The sequence below is a fragment of the Blautia sp. 1033sp1_1033st1_G9_1033SCRN_220408 genome, from assembly GCF_040929965.1.
Classification (GTDB): domain Bacteria; phylum Bacillota; class Clostridia; order Lachnospirales; family Lachnospiraceae; genus Blautia_A; species Blautia_A ammoniilytica.
Genome location: NZ_JBFKZO010000001.1, coordinates 123,283 through 141,452, shown reverse-complemented (window position 1 = coordinate 141,452; position 18,170 = coordinate 123,283). Strand labels below are relative to the sequence as shown.

The following is an 18,170-nucleotide window of genomic DNA, read 5'->3' as shown; positions in this document are numbered from 1 at the left end:
ATATATTCTTGAAAAAGGTTAAAAATTTACGGTAAGGAATTTTTTTACCTTTTTTTCCCAAATGCAAAAAGAGAACGGATCACTCCGCTCCCTTTTTTGATATTTATGTATTCTTTTTTGTATTAAATGGAAATAACAGCTTTTCCATCTCACTGTTGTACATGTTTTCCGGAGTGATCAGTTCACAGCCAGAATCAATGTTCTTTTCCTCCTTTTTCCCTTCCAAGTGAAGAACCGTTTCTTTTACTCCAAGATATCCCATCTTAAAAGCTTTCTGTACAACAAATGCTTTAAATACACCCTGTTCCATCAGCTGCACTGCTTCCTGGGAACTGTCAATGCCAACTGTGGCGATCCGGTCCTTTGCTTCCGCCTCCTTCACCGCCCTGGCTGCACCTACAGAAGAATACTCATTCATGCCTGCGATCATCTTCAGATCCGGATACTTTTCCATCAGTTCCTTTGCCAGATTGTAAGATCTGTCAAAAAGAGAATTGCAGTACACCACTTCCACAATATTCTTCTCATAATCTCCCAGGCCTTCGCGGAATCCCTGCTCACGTTCCACAGCTGTGGAAACCCCTTTCACATGACTGATCACTGCAATCTTATCATCCTTGCCTACGATCGTCCTTGCATATTCCCCAAGCCTGCGCCCTGCTTCCACATTGTCTGTGGCTACAGTCAGATCCTGCAATTCCTCTGTGGTACAGGAATCAATATAGGTAATGCAAATGCCTTTTTCTTTTGCTTTTTTCAGATCTTTATTGGCTGCGCTGTTACTGGATGTAGAAAAAAGGATCCCATCCGGATTTTGTTCGATTGCTTTTTTAAGAAGACTGACCTGGCCTTTAACATCCTGTTCATTTTTCGGTGCCATCACTTTCAGCTGAACTCCATATTCACTGGCAGCCATCCTGGCTCCGGAAATAAGAGAAGACCAGAAATCACTGGTTCCGTCTTCGGTTTTAGGAATATAGATCAAAGACAATGGTGTGCTGCTCTTCTGCTTCTGCAGGATATAGCCTGTAAAAAAGCCAAGAAATATCAGGAAGCCGATCACACCCATAGCGATCCATTTTTTATATTTTTTCATGATCTGCCTCCTGTTTCATGGGAATCACATTCATAGGAATTACAATAGAAGCAGTGGTTCCTTCTCCTTGCTTACTGCTGTATGTAATGCCGTAATCCATTCCGTAATACAACTGAAGTCTTTTCTGTACATTATAGACTCCCACTCCGTTTGACCGATAATTCACTTTGTGTTTTTCAAAAATATGAGACAGCGTCTGTTCATCCATGCCTGCTCCGTTGTCCTTGATCTGGAGCACCGCATTTTCCCCTTCCCTGTATCCTCTCACAATGAGAAGGCCTTTGCCTTCTTTATATTTCAGTCCATGGTAGATCGCATTCTCAATCAACGGCTGAAGCACCAGCTTAATGATGGGCACTCTCATGATCTGGGCATCAACTTGGATCTGAAACTCCAGCTTATCCTTATAACGCATTTTCTGGATCGTCAGGTAGCTTCTTGCATATTCCACTTCCTGGCCAATAGGCACCTGTTCCTCTTCATTGCTGATGCTCTGTCTGAGAAGCCTTGCCAACGAAGCAGTCATAACCACTACTTCTTCATTTTTCTTCCCTTCTGCCATCCAGATGATAGAGTCCAGGGTATTGTACAGAAAATGCGGGTTGATCTGGGACTGCAATGCCTTCAGTTCACTTTTTCTTTTCTGTTGCTGCTCATAAATATTCTGCTTCATCAATTCCTGAATCCTGCTGGTCATCACATTGAAGGATCTGGTCAGGCTGCCCACCTCATTCCGAGATGTCACTTCTACTTCCGCTGCCCCGAAATCTCCTTCCTGTACCCTTGCCATAGAATCCCGAAGCTGCTGAAGCGGCCGTGTAATATTCCTTGCAATAAAATTGGAAAGAACTAATGCTACAACCACCAGGATTGCCGCTACCAACACATAAATGCTTCTGGCCTTTTTGCTGTCTTTCAAAAGCTCTGCTACATTCGTACAGCCAACTACCGTCCAGCCGGTTTTCTCAGACCGGGAAATCGTATAGATCCTGGCATTGTCCCCACTTCCATCCATCAGCGTTTCCTTGTCTGTATTCATGACAAGATCGATATTTTCGGTCTGAAGTTCATTATAAAGCTGCTGCTGTTGGGGATGATAAACAACATTTCCATCCTGGTCAAGAAGGAAAACGTATCCCTTGGAACCAATACTGTTCTGGTCACACAATTCGCTGATGGCACTGTAATTCAGGTCAATAAATACAACCCCTTCTCTGTTGCCGCTTCCTGTGAAATTACGCACTCCACGGCTTACTGTGATCACCCAGGGGCGTTCTCCCCTTATCACATGCTGCACATGAGACGAAGTAAGTACGGAACGGTTACTGGTTATAGCATTTTTATACCATGCCTGTGTGTCAAGATCCAGATAAGCATTCTTCTGCTGACCTCCATTATTAAAAAGCCGGTTCCCATCTTTTTGGATCAATCCAATGTTACGAATATCGTTACGGCTTTTCAGGATCGTGCGAAACTGCTCTACCAGACGCTGTCTGCATTCCGAAACCTGAAGTGTTTCTTCATCCTTATTATACAGAAATGTCTGTGTGTCCCGGCTGCCTGACACCATAGTTGCAATATTGTCCATGTAATCAATATAGGAATCGATATTCTGGTTGGTCTGGCGCACAATCGTCCTGGTATAAACCACAGCATTATCAAATACAGAAGTTCTGGTAAAGCGCAGGGAAATTGCTACCACAATAACTACAGCGCACAGCACCATTACAGATATAGCAGCAAAAAGTGCACTCCTTACACTTTTAAAATGCCGGAGCACGTCCCTGTTTTTCTTCTTCTCTCTCATCTGCGTTTCTCCCGGGCATATTCGGTAGGCGTTTTCCCAGTCATTTTCTTAAAACAGATCCCGAAATAATGGGGATCTGCAAATCCTACCTTTTCTGCAATCTCATAGTTTTTCAAGGTCGTACTCTCCAGAAGCTCCATTGCCTTTTCAATCCGCAGCCGTCCCAATACTTCGATAAATGTCTCACCTGTCAATTCTTTAAAAATAGTGGAAAAATAGCTGGTACTGATATTCAGATAAGAACATATCTGATTCAGATTCAGATCCGGCTGCATATAACGGGTCTTTATGTAGTCCATAGCCAGGGCCGCCTGTCTGTGTCCGCTGGAGCTATTCATCATCTGAAGTTCCTCAAAGGACTTTTTTGCATATTCTTCTACCAGTGTCACCGCTTCCTGGAAGGTGCGCTGTTCTGGTATTTTTGCCTGCAGTGACTCTCTTTGCTTTAATTCTTTTTTATGATCCCCGGTAACAGATCCAAGACAAAGGCCAATGGTACGTATGATCTGCTGCAAATAGCCGCATGCCCGGGTTTTCCCCACCCTTGCCTTCTGAATAAGTTGTACAATCTGATCCAGATTGCTTTGTACCAGGTTCCATTCTCCTGTTTTCATGCCTTCTGCCAGATCCTCCAGAAACACCTGAATGGAAAGTCCGCTTTCCTGTTCTTTTTCATCTTCCATATTAATAAGAAGATTACCTCCAAGAAGATATCTGCACTCAATCCCTTTCTGTGCCTGCTCATGGGAAAAATGCAATTCTGTCAGACTTCTCACCCAGCCACCGATGCCAACGGATACTCCCATGCCGATGGCCTCTCCGGCTTTCTCCTGGATTTCTTTACATACTGCCTGGATCCGGCTTTCAAATTCTTTATTCTTTTCACCAGCAAAAAGAACACAGACCCGGCTGCTGCCTTCCTGGTATGCAATGCCTGCATTCTCACGGCTTACGATCTCATCACTGATATTGAAAAGCACAAAGGTCATCAGCTGGCTTTCCTGTCTCTGGTCTGCTTCAATCTGGAAGAGCTGGGAATAGGCATCCAGGTCAATGATCGCTACCCTGTAGGACTGGGCATCCAGATGAATCCCCAGCCTTTCCAACTGATAAAGGCTTTCCTGAATATCCCTGGTGCAGGACACAAGCCCCTCGATAGCTCCGGACCGGATCATCAGTGCGTTGTCCCGATAATCCTCAGAGGTACGAAGCAACGAATCCATCTGCTCCCTGGCCCCACGCTTCTCATCAATCTTCTCTTTTACTCTGCCGATCACTTCCCGCAGTTCCATAGCAGTAACAGGCTTAAGAAGATATTCACTCACACCATACTGGATAGCCTTCTGGGCATATTCAAATTCTCCAAACCCGCTAAAAATCACAATAAAAATATCCGGATATTTTTCATGAAGAAACTTACTTAATTCCATGCCATCCATATAGGGCATACAAATATCTGTAAGAACAATATCCACCGGATGCTCTGTTACAAATTCCATAGCCTGCCTGCCATTCTCGCAATCCCCCACCAGCTGGCAGTCCATGGCTCCCCAATCAATATTCTCCCGAATAGCGTCTCTTACCAAGATCTCATCATCTACTAATAAAATACGATACATTATTTTTCCTGTTTGTAAAAGCACCTTATACATTCCCCAGTCTTCTGCCCGCCGGTACTTTTTACGATCTCCCTCTCCAATTCTTTTCTAATATAGTATCATATTCGCCCCTTTATTACAACGGAACTCCTGAATTTTGCACAAAAAGCATTCCTATTTTCAGCTGTGGGTGGTATAATCTGAATAGTCAAATATCATTTTCAAGGGAGGAAATTAGTTTGAAAAGAAAAAACATTGCCATCCTTCTGGCTGCTGCCATGGTCTGCACTCCTGCAGGTCCGGTCTGGGGTACAGAAGAAGCTTATACAGATGATGCCAGTCTTTTTGAAGAAGCTTCCAATAATTTTTCTAATAGCATTTCCGATGACATGTTTCAGGATGTAACAGATGAATCTTTAGACAATACAGATGCTTCTGACGAATCAGAAAATGCAGACTTCCAGGATGTGGCTTCTGCAGACTCCACGGACCTGGATACACCGATAGATATAGCCCATGAATCTTCCGTGGAAACAGATGTTTTCGGTGCAGATGCAGACGATGTTTCACTTTTTTCGGATGGGGACCCATCTCTTAAGAATGAGGATGTGACAGCAAGTACCAGTATCCAGGCTGCTTTTGACATAGATACAGGGATCCTGACTCTTTCCGGTACAGGCAGTACAGGAGACTTCAGCCAGAATGTACGTCCTTCCTGGGACTGCTATCGTGACCAGGCTACACAGATCCAGATCACTTCAGGGATCACCCAGATTGGATCCGCTGCCTTTTACGGATTTTCTAAAGTAACTTCTGTATCCCTTCCGGATACATTGGAAGGGATCAGTGATGGTGCCTTTGCAGAATGTACCTCCCTGACTTCTGTTTCTTTGCCAGATTCAGTTTCAAGGATTGGTAATTTTGCTTTTCAGGCAACCCAGATCACTTCCCTGACTCTTCCGGCTTCTCTGGCCACGCTTTCTGACAAAATGCTTTTTGGCTGCGAATGGCTGCAGGAGCTGCTTGTTTCCCCGGAGAATCCTTCTTACCAGAGCGTGGACGGTGTTGTTTTCACAAAAGACATGACCACTTTATGTCTTTACCCACCTGCCCGCTCAGCGCAAAGCTACCAGGTACCTGATTCGGTAAAGACCATTGGCGTGTATGCTTTTTATGCAGCCAATCTGCAGACTGTGGATCTGAACCAGGTATCCAGGCTTGGACTTGCCAGCTTTTATAAAAGCCGCCTGACCTCCATCAGGATCCCTGACACCGTAACGGAAATGGGAACCAGTGCTTTTTCCAGCTGCGGACAGCTGGCAGATGTTACCATCGGCAACGGATTGACCCAGATTCCTACCCAGTGCTTCCAATATTGCGGCAGTCTTTCCAGCATAATATTCGGTACAGGGATCCGCGAATTTGGCAACAACAGTTTCAGCTATTGCAACTCCCTGGAACGGATCCAGATCCCGGAAGGTGTTACCTTGATCCCTAACGGATGCTTCGGACAATCTGCTTCCCTGAAAGAAGTGGTATTTCCTTCTTCTCTGAAGGAGATCCGGTATCAGGCATTTATGGGTTGCCCTTCTCTTACTCAGATTACGCTTCCGGAGGGCCTGATTTCTATTGGTAGATATGCATTTTATAATACAGGCATCACCTCCGTAGTTCTGCCCTATGCCTCTGTAACAGTAGGCGACCATGCTTTTCCGGATACAGCCTCTGTATCTATTCGTCCAGATACCCGGGTGAACCCTGCAGATGAGCTTCTGAAAACAGCCAGCAGGATTCCCATTAATATTACTTATGATTATGAAAGTGCGTCCCAGCTGGTTGCCCTTGTAAATCAGCAGCGTTCAGCCAAAGGCCTTTCCCCGCTTACCATGGACACAACTCTGTTGGATGCAGCCATGAAGCGTGCCGGTGAGCTTTCGGTGCTTTATTCCCATACACGGCCTATTGGTGTTTCCGGACTTACAGCCTGCCTGGATGCTTCTTACGAAAGCATTTCTGCAGGACAGGGAACCGCTTCTGAAGCATTGGCAGTGTGGATGAACGGAGATGATCAGGCAGGTATTTTTAATGCCGATTACACGGCTGCAGGTGTTGGAGCCATCACTGCCGGAGGTGTAAGCTATTGGGTACTCCTTTACGGAAAGCAGGTTACCACTCCCGCTGATATGAACGCTTATACCAGCAGTACTGTTTCTGCAGAAATACCCTTTATTTCTTCATCCGGTATCCCGTTTAAATTTTATGCAACCGGCAATATGAAGCTTGGCCTTAGCGAAAGAAAAGAAGTTGAGTTTTTTATTGACAATGGCTTTTCCCATGTACAGATCTCTCCATCTGCCCTTACTTTCGCAAGCGCCAGCCCCTCTGTGTGCAGAGTATCCTCCAGCGGGATCCTGACCCCGAAGCGTGCCGGAAAAGCCAGGATCACCATAACCCTGAAGGGGGACTCCCAGGTCACCACTGCTTTGACCGTTACAGTGGATTCGCGTCTGCGTACCCCGAAGATCCATACTGTGAAGGCTACCAGTTCCCGTTCCCTTCGGATCATGTGGGACAAGATTCCTGGTGCCGCTTCTTATACTCTCTATTACAAAGAGGGCAATGCCAAATCATGGAAAGTCCTTCAAAAAGGCATCAAACGAAATGGTTACAATCACCGTTATTTAACGCCTGGAACCACTTATACCTACACAGTACGTGCTGTTTCCAAAACAGGAACCAGCCGATATGATTCAAAGGGAAAGAAAGGAATCCCAAAAGCCATTGCACCAGCCTTAAAAAAAGTATCTTCTCTTTCTGCAAACAGGAATCTGATTTCCTGGAAAAAGGTAGCCGATGCAGATGGATACCGTATTTACATTAAAAAAGGAAAACGCTGGAAATTATTGGGTTCCACAGATGCCAGCACCACTTCCTTTATCCATATAAGCTCACGCTCCTTCCCGGTTGCTCCCGGAAAAATAAACACGTATACAGTAAGAGCTTTTACAAACACAGGCAACCGACAGGTGCTTGGCTCCTATCTTACCTCCGGCATCACGGCTGCCACTCCTCTGCCCAGAGTAACACTGAGAATCCCCCAGTCTGTTTCCCAGAGGATCCGCCTCAGCTGGAAACGGTGCAGCGGTGCTACAGGCTATGTGATCTACCGCTATGAAAATGAAGGCTGGAAAAAGGTGGGAGTAAGCCGCAGTCTTACCTATACAGATACAAAAGCTGTAAAAGGCAGCACTTATCGTTACAGGGTACGTGCTTACAGCCGTTCCGGTCAAAATGTTGTATACGGCCGCAGCTCCAGCACCAAATCCATAAAACATATATAAGATATCACCTCACATCTCTTCTAAGAATATCTCGTCATTTTGGCTATCTGATGTGGGGCATGTAACATATGACAAAATTGAAATGCGAAAGGAGATTTATAACATGCAAATCAAAGATTATGCTACCGGTATTCAGCACATCGGCATTCCTACAACCGACATGGCAGAAACCCTTTTATTCTACTCAGAGCTTGGATTTGAAATTGCCTTTTCCACAACAATGGAGGATACCGGTAAGTCTGTAAACTTTTTAAAACTTGGTGATCTTGTAATTGAAGCCTATGAGTGTGATTCTACGTCTATGTCTTACGGTGCTATAGAGCATATTGCCATTAATGTTACAGATATTGAAGCTGTATACAACCTGGTATGCAGACATGACCTTAACACCTTAAATGACCAGATCCATTTCCTGCCTTTCTGGGACAATGGAGTGAAGTTTTTTACCATTGAAGGCCCTAATAAAGAAAAAGTTGAGTTCAGCCAATTTCTTTAAATAAGCTGCGAATATTTCCAATGTTACGGTTGCTTGTGTTTTTTGCAGATTTTCCGTACAGCTGTTCACAGTAACTTTTCCGTAACTATTTCATCTTTTTCAGTAAAATATTGCCTTGCAATCTCTCCTGTCTCCATGTACTCTATAAAAAAAGAACAGAAGGGAGAGCAAACAATGTTATTGGGAGTTCCTGAAATTTTATCACCTGAATTATTAAAAGTATTATGTGAAATGGGTCATAGCGACCGTCTTGTAATTGCAGACGGTAATTTTCCTGTAGAATCTATGGGTAAAAATGCAGTGATCGTACGGTGCGATGGCCATGGTGTACCTGAGATCCTGGATGCCATTCTTACTATGATCCCACTGGATACTTATGTAGATCATCCGGTTAATCTGATGGAAGTCATGCCAGGAGATCAGGTGGCTACACCTATCTGGGATACTTATAAAGAAATTGTTACCAAGCATGATTCCCGTGGTGCTTCTGCTGTGGGCAATATTGAACGGTTTGCATTTTATGAAGAAGCCAAAACTGCTTATTGCATTATTGCAACAAGTGAAAAGGCTGTATATGCCAACGTAATGCTTCAGAAAGGCGTTGTAATCAACAAATAATCTTTCATTACAAAGTTATTTCATAGTACATAAAAAACGGCCATATATCCTCCTGTTTCATCAGAAAGATATATGGCCGTTCTTTTTGTATTCTGATTTAATTCTTCTTGTTCTTTTTCATAAGAACCACTACTATGATCAACCCTATCACTACAGCTGCCAAAAGTATCCATAAAGCCAAATTACCAATCCCTTTTTCAGCCTTTGTTTCCTGGGAAGAAGCTTCCTTTGCCATTGCATCCTTCTCAGCAGAAGCTTTATCCGTTGGCGTAACTGCCTCCTCTGTAGGTGTCACCGCCTCTTCGGTAGGTGTTACCGCTTCCTCTGTAGGTGTTACTGTCTCTGGTTCCTTTGTTGGCGTAGCTTCAGGCCTCTTAGTAGGTGTTGCCTCTGGTTCCTTTGTTGGTGTAGCTTCAGGCTTCTTAGTAGGTGTTGCCTCTGGTTCCTTTGTTGGTGTAGCTTCCGGCTTCTTAGTCGGTGTAGCCTCTGGCTTCTTAGTAGGTGTTGCTTCCGGCTTCTTAGTCGGTGTAGCCTCTGGTTCCTTTGTTGGTGTGACTTCCGGCTTCTTAGTAGGTGTAGCCTGTGCCTTCTTTGCAGGTGCAGCTTTCGACTTCTTTACAGAAGCTGCCTCCGGCTCCTTTGTTGGTGTAGCTTTCTCAGTTGGATTTACAGTCTCAATAATCTCTATCCCATCTGCGTCCTCTCCCTTGGAGTCTTCGCCTTTGGCCTGATGAATATTTACCCAACCTTCCAATCCTTCATAGTCCGTCTTTCCCCACAGGCCATCCTCGCCTGTATCTGCCTCTGCTGTAATATGCAGCACCTGTCCATTTGGTATCTGGTCTGCGCCGGACACTGTGTCATACTTCTCTCCAGGGCCATGGTACAAAGCAACGCTGCCATCTTTTGCTGCAACCGTAAGGTCATAATCTGCATCCTTACCACCATACAAATAATACTCAGACTGTACAGCCTGTGAACGGGTAACCGGCTTCAGATCATCTGTAGGAACAAATCCATACATGCCATGATATTTGGTATAACCCCATATACGCTTATCTTCTGTTTGCTTTTCACCTTCTATATGAAGGGCTGTCCCATTAGGAATCAGCTGATCATTCAGCTTCTGGCTAGAAAGATCCGGCTCAGCATATATATCAATACCGCCTTCTTTACTTTCCACGATCATATAATAATCTGTGGGATAATCTATACTCTGTGTATTACCTGCATCTGCCCATACTGTAATGGTAAACAGAACAGTAAACACAGCTCCCAAAAATCCTTTTAGAATATTCTTCATATGGTTCTTCCATTCCCTTTCTTTCTGCTAATGCAACTGTCCATTTCCCTCATAAGATACATTGATTGGAAAATTGTCTATTATTTTTTATTCTATCATTTCCATGGAAAGTTTCAATCTTTTTTTGTCATTTTTTGCAGAAAAAACGCCTGACCATCCATTCAGACGGTCAGGCAGGTGAATACTACTATTTATAAAGTCAGGATACAGGATGCAGTCTACGATACCTGCAAATTACTTCTTGTCTGTACTCCCACACTCATCCCATTATTTGTATAATGGTCCGTAATTCTTGCATGCACGGTAATCAGCGCCTTCTTTATCCATACCGAAAGCATTCCATGCTGCCGGACGGAAGATCTGATCTTCAGATACATTGTGCATACATACAGGAATACGAAGCATGGAGCACATAGTGATCAGGTCTGCACCAATATGTCCATAGGAAATCGCACCATGGTTAGCACCCCAGTTGTTCATAACGTCGTATGCAGATTTGAATGCGCCCTCTTTGCCATCGCATCTTGGTACGAACCAAGTACATGGCCATGTATAATCTGTACGTTTCCAAAGAGTATCAGATACATCCTCAGGAAGCTCTACAGTCCATCCCTCTGCAATCTGAAGAACCGGTCCAAGACCCTTTACAAGGTTCAGGCGGATCATTGTTGCAGGCATGGTTGCCTTTGTAACAAATCTGGATGAGAATCCGCCTCCACGGAAATATCCGTTATCAGCTGCATTCCATGTAGTAGCAGCCATGATTGCTTTCTGATCTTCCTCAGTAACATTCCACCACTCTTTCATGACTGGTGTGCCGTTCTCATCTTTTGCCTCTCCGCTTGCATCCAGACAGCATGCACCGGAATTGATCAGGTGGATCAGACCGCCATTTTCTTTAACCAGGCCTTCTGCATCATAACCTGTCACACGCTTGATCGCGCTTGGGCTCCAGAAAGTACGTACATCCGCAAACATCTGTGCACGTCCTGTCAAAAGTTTCATAAACATCATTCCAAGACCATTCAGAACATCATTCTCTGTAGCAAGGATGTATGGCTCTCTTGCTCCATTCCAGTCAAAAGATGTATTAAGGACTGCCTCTGCAAAGTCTCCATTGGGGTAGAAGTCTGTCCACTGTCTCTGTCCCTGGAATCCAGCTCCAAGTGCATTATGGCCAATCGCTTCTTCAGAGAATTTCGGATCCAGCTTATCGCATCCGTTCATCAGCTCCTGAACGATAACTGCCATCTTAACAACAAATTCAAACTGCTCTTCTTTCTGTTCTTCTGTCATCTGCAGTTCCGGTGGGTTCTTATCAAATCCGATGGTACATGTTTCTTTTGCCCATTTCAGAGCCTTCTCAAACTCTTCGTGATCATAAATGCCTTCTGTCATACGACGGATGATCTCTACCTCATCCACAGACTCTACACGCATTCCAAGGTAGGACTCGATGAAATCAGAGTCAATAATGGAACCGCCGATACCCATACAGATAGAACCGATCTGCAGCCAGGATTTACCTCTCATAGAAGCAACTGCAACTGCTGCACGTCCGAATCTAAGCATTTTTTCTTTAACATCTTCAGGCATCTCCATGTCATCTGCATCCAGAACCTCATGTCCGTAAATACCAAATGCAGGAAGTCCTTTCTGTGCATGTGTAGCAAGAACAGATGCCAGATATACAGCTCCCGGTCTTTCTGTTGCATTAAAGCCCCAGACTGCCTTAATAGTCTGTGGATCCATATCCATTGTCTCAGAACCGTAGCACCAGCATGGAGTAACAGTAAGGGTAATGTCTACGCCCTCTCTTCTGAATTTATCAGCACATGCTGCTGATTCACCAACTCGTCCGATGGTAGAATCTGCGATTACAACCTTTACCGGCTCGCCATTGGAATATTTCAGATTTTCTTCAAATAATTTTGCAGCAGCCTTTGCCATTCCCATGGTCTGTTCTTCCAGAGAACCTCTTACGTCCAGAGTGCCTCGTCTGCCGTCAATCGTAGGACGGATACCGATTACTGGATATTCACCGATCAGTCTGCTCTTTGCCATAATATTAAATACCTCCCATAATAAAATTTAGAATGTGTATCTGTCTTAGTCAATCCCCTGACAGATACATATGTACAACCTTCTCTGATTTTCATTATACCGTTGTGTGCACATTATTACTTGTGTTATAATAGCAAATAATAGCATAATATTCACTTTTTCTATTTTAATGAAAGGAGATGTATTTTTTGCACGGATTGGATCAGAATGAAGACCGGCCAAGAGGTACGTATCAGTTTCCTTTTGAATTTCATCACATTGACAGCAGCCACCCACGCTATGAAATGTCTTATCATTGGCATGTAGAATACGAGATCATGCGAATCCTGCGCGGAAGCCTTACTGTCACTTTAGATGAAAAAAGCTTTACTGCACAAGCAGGTGATGTTATTTTTGTCAACAGTGGTATTCTTCACAGTGGCATACCAGACAATGACTGTGTATATGAGTGTATTGTTTTTGACATTAATACATTTATCAAGCAAAACACCCTGTGTGGAGAATACATCCAGAAGATTGCCCATCAGGAATTAATGGTATATCATCATTTTACAGGAAAATACCCGGATATTGTAGATACTGTGAACGATATCTTTCAGGCTATCCTGGAAAAAAGCATAGGATATGAAATGACAGTTATTGGACAATTTTATCATTTTTTCGGACTTGTTTTTGGTAAACAATTATATCTTGACCGGATTTCCAAAACAAGACGTGACTATAAGAGACTTCAGCAGCTGAAGCAGGTGGTCGAATTTATTGAACAGAATTATTCCAGTCCTCTAACCCTGCAGCAGCTTTCTGCCTCTGTTTCCATGTCCCCAAAATATTTCTGCAGATTTTTTTCCGAAATGACCCACCAGACCCCGATGGACTACCTGAACAGACAACGGATTGAGGAGGCCTGCTACCAGCTTTCTACCACAGATGACTCCATTACTGAGATTGCCTATCGGACAGGCTTTAATGATTTAAGCTATTTTATCCGTACCTTCCGTAAATACAAAGGTACCACGCCAGGAAAATATAAAAAATTATAGACAAAACCGGAAGTCTTCACTGTTTATCAGCCTGACTTCCGGTTTTTAGACAAAAAAATAAAAAGATGGGAGATTTTCGCTGTTCAGAACTGACAGCAGACATGTTTTTTACTTATTCCCTCTTTCGTTTCCTCCATTCTATCAAAGCATCTGCCAGAATACAACCAAAAGAAAACCCTCTCATTTTGCATATTTTGACAGGTTACACCTGTTTTCCCTTCTGATCCTGTCTTTTTTTCCAACATAAAGATATATTTCACCGAAAGTTTGCAGGATGTTTATATCCACCCTATTTTCATTTTCATCAAAAAAAGACATCTTACATGAAAAAAAACGCAGGTCTGTTTCCTTCATAAAATAAAATGTCTTTTCTAAAATTTCAAGTCGAACGCACGTGAGACTTGATGCACAGTTCTAAAGATGGCTGCCCAAAACTGCACCATCACAACTTTATCATAGTACCTGATCCAGAATGCTCAGTCCATACTCTGCCAGAGAATGGTCTTCCTCTCCGGTGCCGCCGCTAACACCCAATCCTCCGATAATAGTATCCCCTACTTTCAGGGGTACACCACCACCAAAGATCACAATCTTCCCATTGTCCATTTTATCCAGTCCATAGAAAGTCCCTCCTGGCTGGGCAAGTGCTGAGAGTTCCATTGTTGTCATTTTAACAGCTACAGAAGTATATGCCTTTTTGATAGCTACATCAAAGCTTACCAGAAATGCGCCATCCATCACATGAACTGCAATGGGATTCCCATCCGGACCGCAGACGGCGATCACAGCCTTCTTTCCTCTTCGCTGTGCCTCCTGCTCTATGGCTTCGATCAGCCTTTTGGCACTGTCCAAAGTGATCTTTCCCTGTATTCCCATTCTTTTCAAAACTTCCTGTATCACAGCCTCACTGACTGGCATTTCCTTCTGTCCCATAATACTTCCTCTGTTCTGCAGATTTTTCTTATCTGCAAATTCTTCTTTTCCTGATGCACTATCTTTTGAATGTCCCATTTCTCTGGCATCTATATACCTTGCCAGTACATAAAGATAATCTGCCAGACGATTCATATATTTTTTTGCACCATTGTCTGCCCCGAATTTCACACTGACAGCAGCCAACACCCGTTCTCCCCGCCTGGCCACAGTACGTGCCACATCCGTCTCTGCTGACAGACGGCTGGCACCTGGAAGAATAAACTCCTTTGGTCTGTCAAACAAACCTTCCAGCCGATCAATTTCTGCTTCCAGAAAACTGGTTTCCTCATCACTGATCCGATAATCCCGTTTATAAGGATCGGCGATCCCAGCCATTAAAGTGATCAGTGTAGACTGGATCTTTTCCAGATTCTGTATCATATCCGGATCCGTTAACATGGATTTTACCAGACCAATGTGACTGGTCAGCTCATCAATGGTGCCAACCAGCTGAATCCTGTCATCTGACTTTGACACATTTTTTGTATGTACAAGACTTGTTGTCCCTTTGTCTCCGCCTTTCGTATAAATATTCATAACAGTGATTCCTCCATTTTTCCGGTTATTACAGATTTAAAGGGCATCTTCTTTACAGCCCTTGCGCTATTGGCTCCCAAATTACGACACTGCCAGAATCTGGGACAATTCAATTCAAAAACATTTTTTCCTTTAGGAAGATGCTGCATCTGCATGGCAAGCTTGCTACCTGTGATCCCGATCCCACAGCCTAGCATAGAGACAGCTGCTGCTTCAAAAGCCAGTGTATCCAGATCTCCCTGACGGCTGTATATACGATATAATACGCCTTCTTCTTCGATCCCGGCACAGACTTCCTTCAGATAATCCTCATCCGGCCTGCAGGTATACAAGATGATCTCCGGCCTGTTCACAACCATTGCCTCTTCTCCTTCCTATTCTTACTTTACCCTTGGTGTTTCTCCCCAAGATAGGACATCAAAAGCCCTGTTGCTACTGCATTTCTTGGACCTTCTGTCCCTCTGATATTTCCTCGTCCGCATACGATCCTATATTCCGAAAGAGCCGCCATCAGCATCTCTGGTATCTCAAAATCCTCTGCTGAACCGCCAACTAAAACCACATTGGGTATATTTTTAAGGTCATTCCCCGGTGCTATTGTCCTAAGTGCACGAATCGCATTTCTCACAAATACCTTTTTCTTGGCATCCTGCCGCACCTCTAGGATACGTTCCATAGGAATGTCTTCTTCAATCTTCAGCATCTCGCCTGGTGCAAGCAAAACCACATGACCAAAATATCTTGGATCTATGGATTCCGGGAAGAACTGCATAGCTCCATTTTCCAAACGCATATGAAACAGACTTTCCACCTTTCCCATAGGATACTTCTTGATCTGTTCTGCTGTAACCCGGCTGCCAAGACCAAGTTCTGTCTGTATCAGCATGGAAACCAGTTCACCGGCACCTGCCTGATGGGTAGTCCTTACAGAACCATCCGGTTCAAGGACAGCTGCATCTGTAGATCCTCCTCCCATATCCAGAATTGCCAGCGGAAGCCTGGTACCAGGTGTAGTCATTGCACCAAGGGAAGCCATCACTGCCTCCACCCCGGCAACTGATGCCTTTACGTGGAGCTCTTCCTCTAATCTGTCTGCGATCTGCTGCATAGGCAGATGCTGGGTCTTTACCATAGCTGCAATGCCAACCGCCTTCTCCATACAGGTTTCTCCAGCCAGAGATCCGCTGATCTCTACAGGCGCCAGGGTGTCCACAGCCAGGATGTCTGTGATCCGTATCTCATCTCCTTTGCTGCCAGCTACCTCAGCCATACCATTCTTGATCCGTTTCAACATATTTCCCACATTGGTATTATCCTGTCCTGTAATATCCTGGATCTCCCCTGCCTGGGCAACTGCTTCCATGATCACATCTGCACCTGCATCAATATTCACCTGCAGATCTTTCTCCCCTTTTAAATGGATCTCCCCTGCCGGCAGAATATTCTCTCTCATATTTCCATGAGGTGTGCGGATCACTACTGCACTTCTTTTTCCCACAAGACTTTTGGCAATAGGAGTAATGGCTTTTGTTTCCTGTGCATCCAGCCCGAGAAGGGTTGCGATCCCATAAGGGTTGGAAAGCATCCTGACAGATGTACCTGGCAAGGCAACCTCAATAGCAGCCAGCTTTCCTTCTGGAATCCTGGTGATATGTTTCACTTCATCCACAATGGGCATCTTGCGGTTCAATCTATTTTCCACAAGTACAGCCTCATCTGCCTGAAGGATCAGTCCTCGGATATCCAGTTCCGGCAGAAACTGGTTCAGCCTGGCGGCTGCTTCTTCATATGAAAATCTGTTAGACACAGCTACTATATAGGCTGCTCCTGCCTCGCCCTTCCATAAATTCTCAAGAAATATCAGACGGCCGACCGCCTCTCCTGCACCTGCTGGTGTAGAAGGATTATGTCCAATCATGGAAGACTCTGTAATGATCGTCTCTGTAATGGTTTCCATTGCAGTATCCCCGATCACAGGTGCAGCCTCATTCAAACGAATAAGGGCAAGCCGCTCCACAGGCTCATGGATCCGCTCCATTGCTTCTGTAAGAGCTGCCTTGATCCCGTGAACATTAGGCAATGTTCCCTTGGTACCCGTGGTCATCCTGGAAGCACTGGAAAGAAAGCGGAATCTGCCATTGTCTTCTATCGCCCCAATACATACTTCAGTTGTGGAATTTCCTATATCAACACCAGCAATCAGTTTCAAAGAAGAATTCCCCTTTTTTCATATATTTCTGCTGCTTCCAGTACAAGCTTTGCACAATGAGGCGCCTGGTATTTTTCCAGAAGCTCCTGTGCCATCAGCACCAGTTCCTTTTTCGAAGAACGATTAGGTCGCAGCTTGTTGTACATATCTAAAATCACATCATCCGGAACATTCACCAATTCTGACGCTCTCTCAAAATTTGCAGTCATTTGAGGATTATCTGCTTCTTGGGCTACTTTTCCCTGACGTTTCAGCATTTCAGATGAAATCTTAATGTCTTCAGCTGTTACATTTCCTTTTTTAACTTCTTCCAGAGTGATCTCATTTAACTTTTTCCCTGTCTTAGAAGTTATGGTATCTGCTTCATTTTGTCCAAGAGGATAATTACTCATCATACTCCCTCCCAACTGATCATCCCTTTTTCCGGATCCAGCTGTTCTGTCTCCACAATATGCATCAGAGCTGCCTTGACCTGATATTTGGCCCGCACCATAGGGTCATTGGTACATTCAATAGGTGTTACTTTCTCCCCTTTTGCATATTTGGCAGCATTTCTGCCAATCTTCCTGTAAGTATCCAATGACATAAGCGGTGCCTGCGGAAATAGTTCCAAATTAGATAAGGGATATAAATCCTTTTGATGGATCACAGTGGTACCTTTTGACTGGATCCCTATACCAATCCCTGAACCGGAAAGCTTGGCAGCCTGAAGTGCCATAAATCCAACGTCTGAAGTGTCCAGAACCTTTACAACTCTGGAAACCATGCCTTCTTCCTCAATCCCAGCCTGTACATTCTGCAAAACCTTATCTAAAGGAATCCCACAGATCGTAGAGCGAATCTCTGTCTGAAAAGCAGCTCCCACACCGATTACGATCTCTTTTGGATCAGTGCCCTGTTCTGCTTTTACAGTGTCCTTATAAGAATGCTTTGGCTTCATCCGTGTTCTTCCGGCAAGTTTATAGCCTTCTTTGTTGTTTGTTGTATCTCTTACTGTATCCAAGTGGAGCTGCCCGTTTTTCTGCAACTGTTCCACTACTGCTGCAGTAACAGCACGTATCAGTTGTTCATCTATTTTCATAACAC

At 44.3% G+C, this 18,170-nt stretch carries 15 protein-coding genes; 4 read left to right on the top strand and 11 right to left on the bottom strand.

Annotated elements, in window-relative coordinates:
• Positions 1 to 103: 103 nt before the first annotated feature.
• Genes AB5916_RS00700 through AB5916_RS00690 form a run of 3 tightly spaced genes read right to left on the bottom strand, consistent with a single transcriptional unit; the run spans position 104 to position 4,522 of the window.
• On the bottom strand, positions 104 to 1,096 hold the full coding sequence (locus AB5916_RS00700; RefSeq protein ID WP_368188886.1) for a substrate-binding domain-containing protein: 993 nt from the start codon (positions 1,094 to 1,096) through the stop codon (positions 104 to 106).
• Complete coding sequence (locus AB5916_RS00695) at positions 1,083 to 2,903, bottom strand: sensor histidine kinase (protein ID WP_368188885.1); 1,821 nt, start codon at positions 2,901 to 2,903, stop codon at positions 1,083 to 1,085. Before AB5916_RS00695 ends, AB5916_RS00700 begins: the two co-directional genes overlap by 14 nt.
• Positions 2,900 to 4,522 carry a response regulator gene (locus tag AB5916_RS00690; protein WP_368188884.1) on the bottom strand — a complete coding sequence of 541 codons (1,623 nt, stop codon included), beginning with the start codon at positions 4,520 to 4,522 and terminating at the stop codon, positions 2,900 to 2,902. Before AB5916_RS00690 ends, AB5916_RS00695 begins: the two co-directional genes overlap by 4 nt.
• 218 nt (positions 4,523 to 4,740) lie before the next feature.
• Here AB5916_RS00690 and AB5916_RS00685 point away from each other — a divergent pair, with 218 nt between their 5' ends.
• From AB5916_RS00685 to AB5916_RS00675, 3 genes are all read left to right on the top strand, one after another.
• A complete protein-coding gene (locus AB5916_RS00685) occupies positions 4,741 to 7,842 on the top strand; it encodes a leucine-rich repeat protein (RefSeq protein WP_368188883.1) in 3,102 nt (1,033 codons plus the stop codon).
• Positions 7,843 to 7,945: 103 nt separating this feature from the next.
• The gene (locus AB5916_RS00680; RefSeq protein WP_158420056.1) at positions 7,946 to 8,338 is read left to right on the top strand and encodes a VOC family protein; all 393 of its coding nucleotides are present in this window, start codon (positions 7,946 to 7,948) and stop codon (positions 8,336 to 8,338) included.
• Positions 8,339 to 8,512: 174 nt separating this feature from the next.
• Entirely contained in the window at positions 8,513 to 8,956 is a 444-nt protein-coding gene (locus AB5916_RS00675) for an RbsD/FucU family protein (protein ID WP_158420055.1), read from the top strand.
• A 97-nt stretch (positions 8,957 to 9,053) separates the two neighbouring features.
• On the opposite strand, the gene AB5916_RS00670 is transcribed toward AB5916_RS00675, so the two are convergent.
• Both AB5916_RS00670 and AB5916_RS00665 read right to left on the bottom strand, forming a co-directional pair.
• On the bottom strand, positions 9,054 to 10,259 hold the full coding sequence (locus tag AB5916_RS00670) for a hypothetical protein (RefSeq protein ID WP_368188882.1): 1,206 nt from the start codon (positions 10,257 to 10,259) through the stop codon (positions 9,054 to 9,056).
• Positions 10,260 to 10,526: 267 nt separating this feature from the next.
• Positions 10,527 to 12,323 (bottom strand): L-fucose isomerase, encoded by a 1,797-nt coding sequence (locus tag AB5916_RS00665; RefSeq protein ID WP_158420053.1) that lies wholly within the window; start codon positions 12,321 to 12,323, stop codon positions 10,527 to 10,529.
• Between the two features lie 188 nt (positions 12,324 to 12,511).
• Here AB5916_RS00665 and AB5916_RS00660 point away from each other — a divergent pair, with 188 nt between their 5' ends.
• Entirely contained in the window at positions 12,512 to 13,363 is an 852-nt protein-coding gene (locus AB5916_RS00660; protein ID WP_158420052.1) for an AraC family transcriptional regulator, read from the top strand.
• 180 nt (positions 13,364 to 13,543) lie between these two features.
• Here the strand turns inward: AB5916_RS00660 and AB5916_RS00655 are convergent, their stop codons facing one another.
• The 6 genes from AB5916_RS00655 to AB5916_RS00630 all read right to left on the bottom strand — a co-directional run bounded on the left by AB5916_RS00655 (position 13,544) and on the right by AB5916_RS00630 (position 18,165).
• Positions 13,544 to 13,717 (bottom strand): hypothetical protein, encoded by a 174-nt coding sequence (locus AB5916_RS00655; RefSeq protein WP_262582558.1) that lies wholly within the window; start codon positions 13,715 to 13,717, stop codon positions 13,544 to 13,546.
• Positions 13,718 to 13,816: 99 nt separating this feature from the next.
• Entirely contained in the window at positions 13,817 to 14,875 is a 1,059-nt protein-coding gene (locus AB5916_RS00650) for a cob(I)yrinic acid a,c-diamide adenosyltransferase (protein WP_158420051.1), read from the bottom strand.
• Positions 14,872 to 15,234 carry a glycerol dehydratase reactivase beta/small subunit family protein gene (locus tag AB5916_RS00645; protein ID WP_158420050.1) on the bottom strand — a complete coding sequence of 121 codons (363 nt, stop codon included), beginning with the start codon at positions 15,232 to 15,234 and terminating at the stop codon, positions 14,872 to 14,874. The genes AB5916_RS00650 and AB5916_RS00645 overlap by 4 nt, the downstream gene beginning before the upstream one ends.
• Before the next feature lie 26 nt (positions 15,235 to 15,260).
• Positions 15,261 to 17,084, bottom strand: a complete 1,824-nt coding sequence (locus AB5916_RS00640) for a diol dehydratase reactivase subunit alpha (protein ID WP_368188881.1) — start codon at positions 17,082 to 17,084, stop codon at positions 15,261 to 15,263.
• Positions 17,081 to 17,479 (bottom strand): diol dehydratase small subunit, encoded by a 399-nt coding sequence (locus tag AB5916_RS00635; protein ID WP_244092998.1) that lies wholly within the window; start codon positions 17,477 to 17,479, stop codon positions 17,081 to 17,083. The genes AB5916_RS00640 and AB5916_RS00635 overlap by 4 nt, the downstream gene beginning before the upstream one ends.
• On the bottom strand, positions 17,476 to 18,165 hold the full coding sequence (locus AB5916_RS00630; RefSeq protein ID WP_158420048.1) for a propanediol/glycerol family dehydratase medium subunit: 690 nt from the start codon (positions 18,163 to 18,165) through the stop codon (positions 17,476 to 17,478). The genes AB5916_RS00635 and AB5916_RS00630 overlap by 4 nt, the downstream gene beginning before the upstream one ends.
• Positions 18,166 to 18,170: the final 5 nt, after the last annotated feature.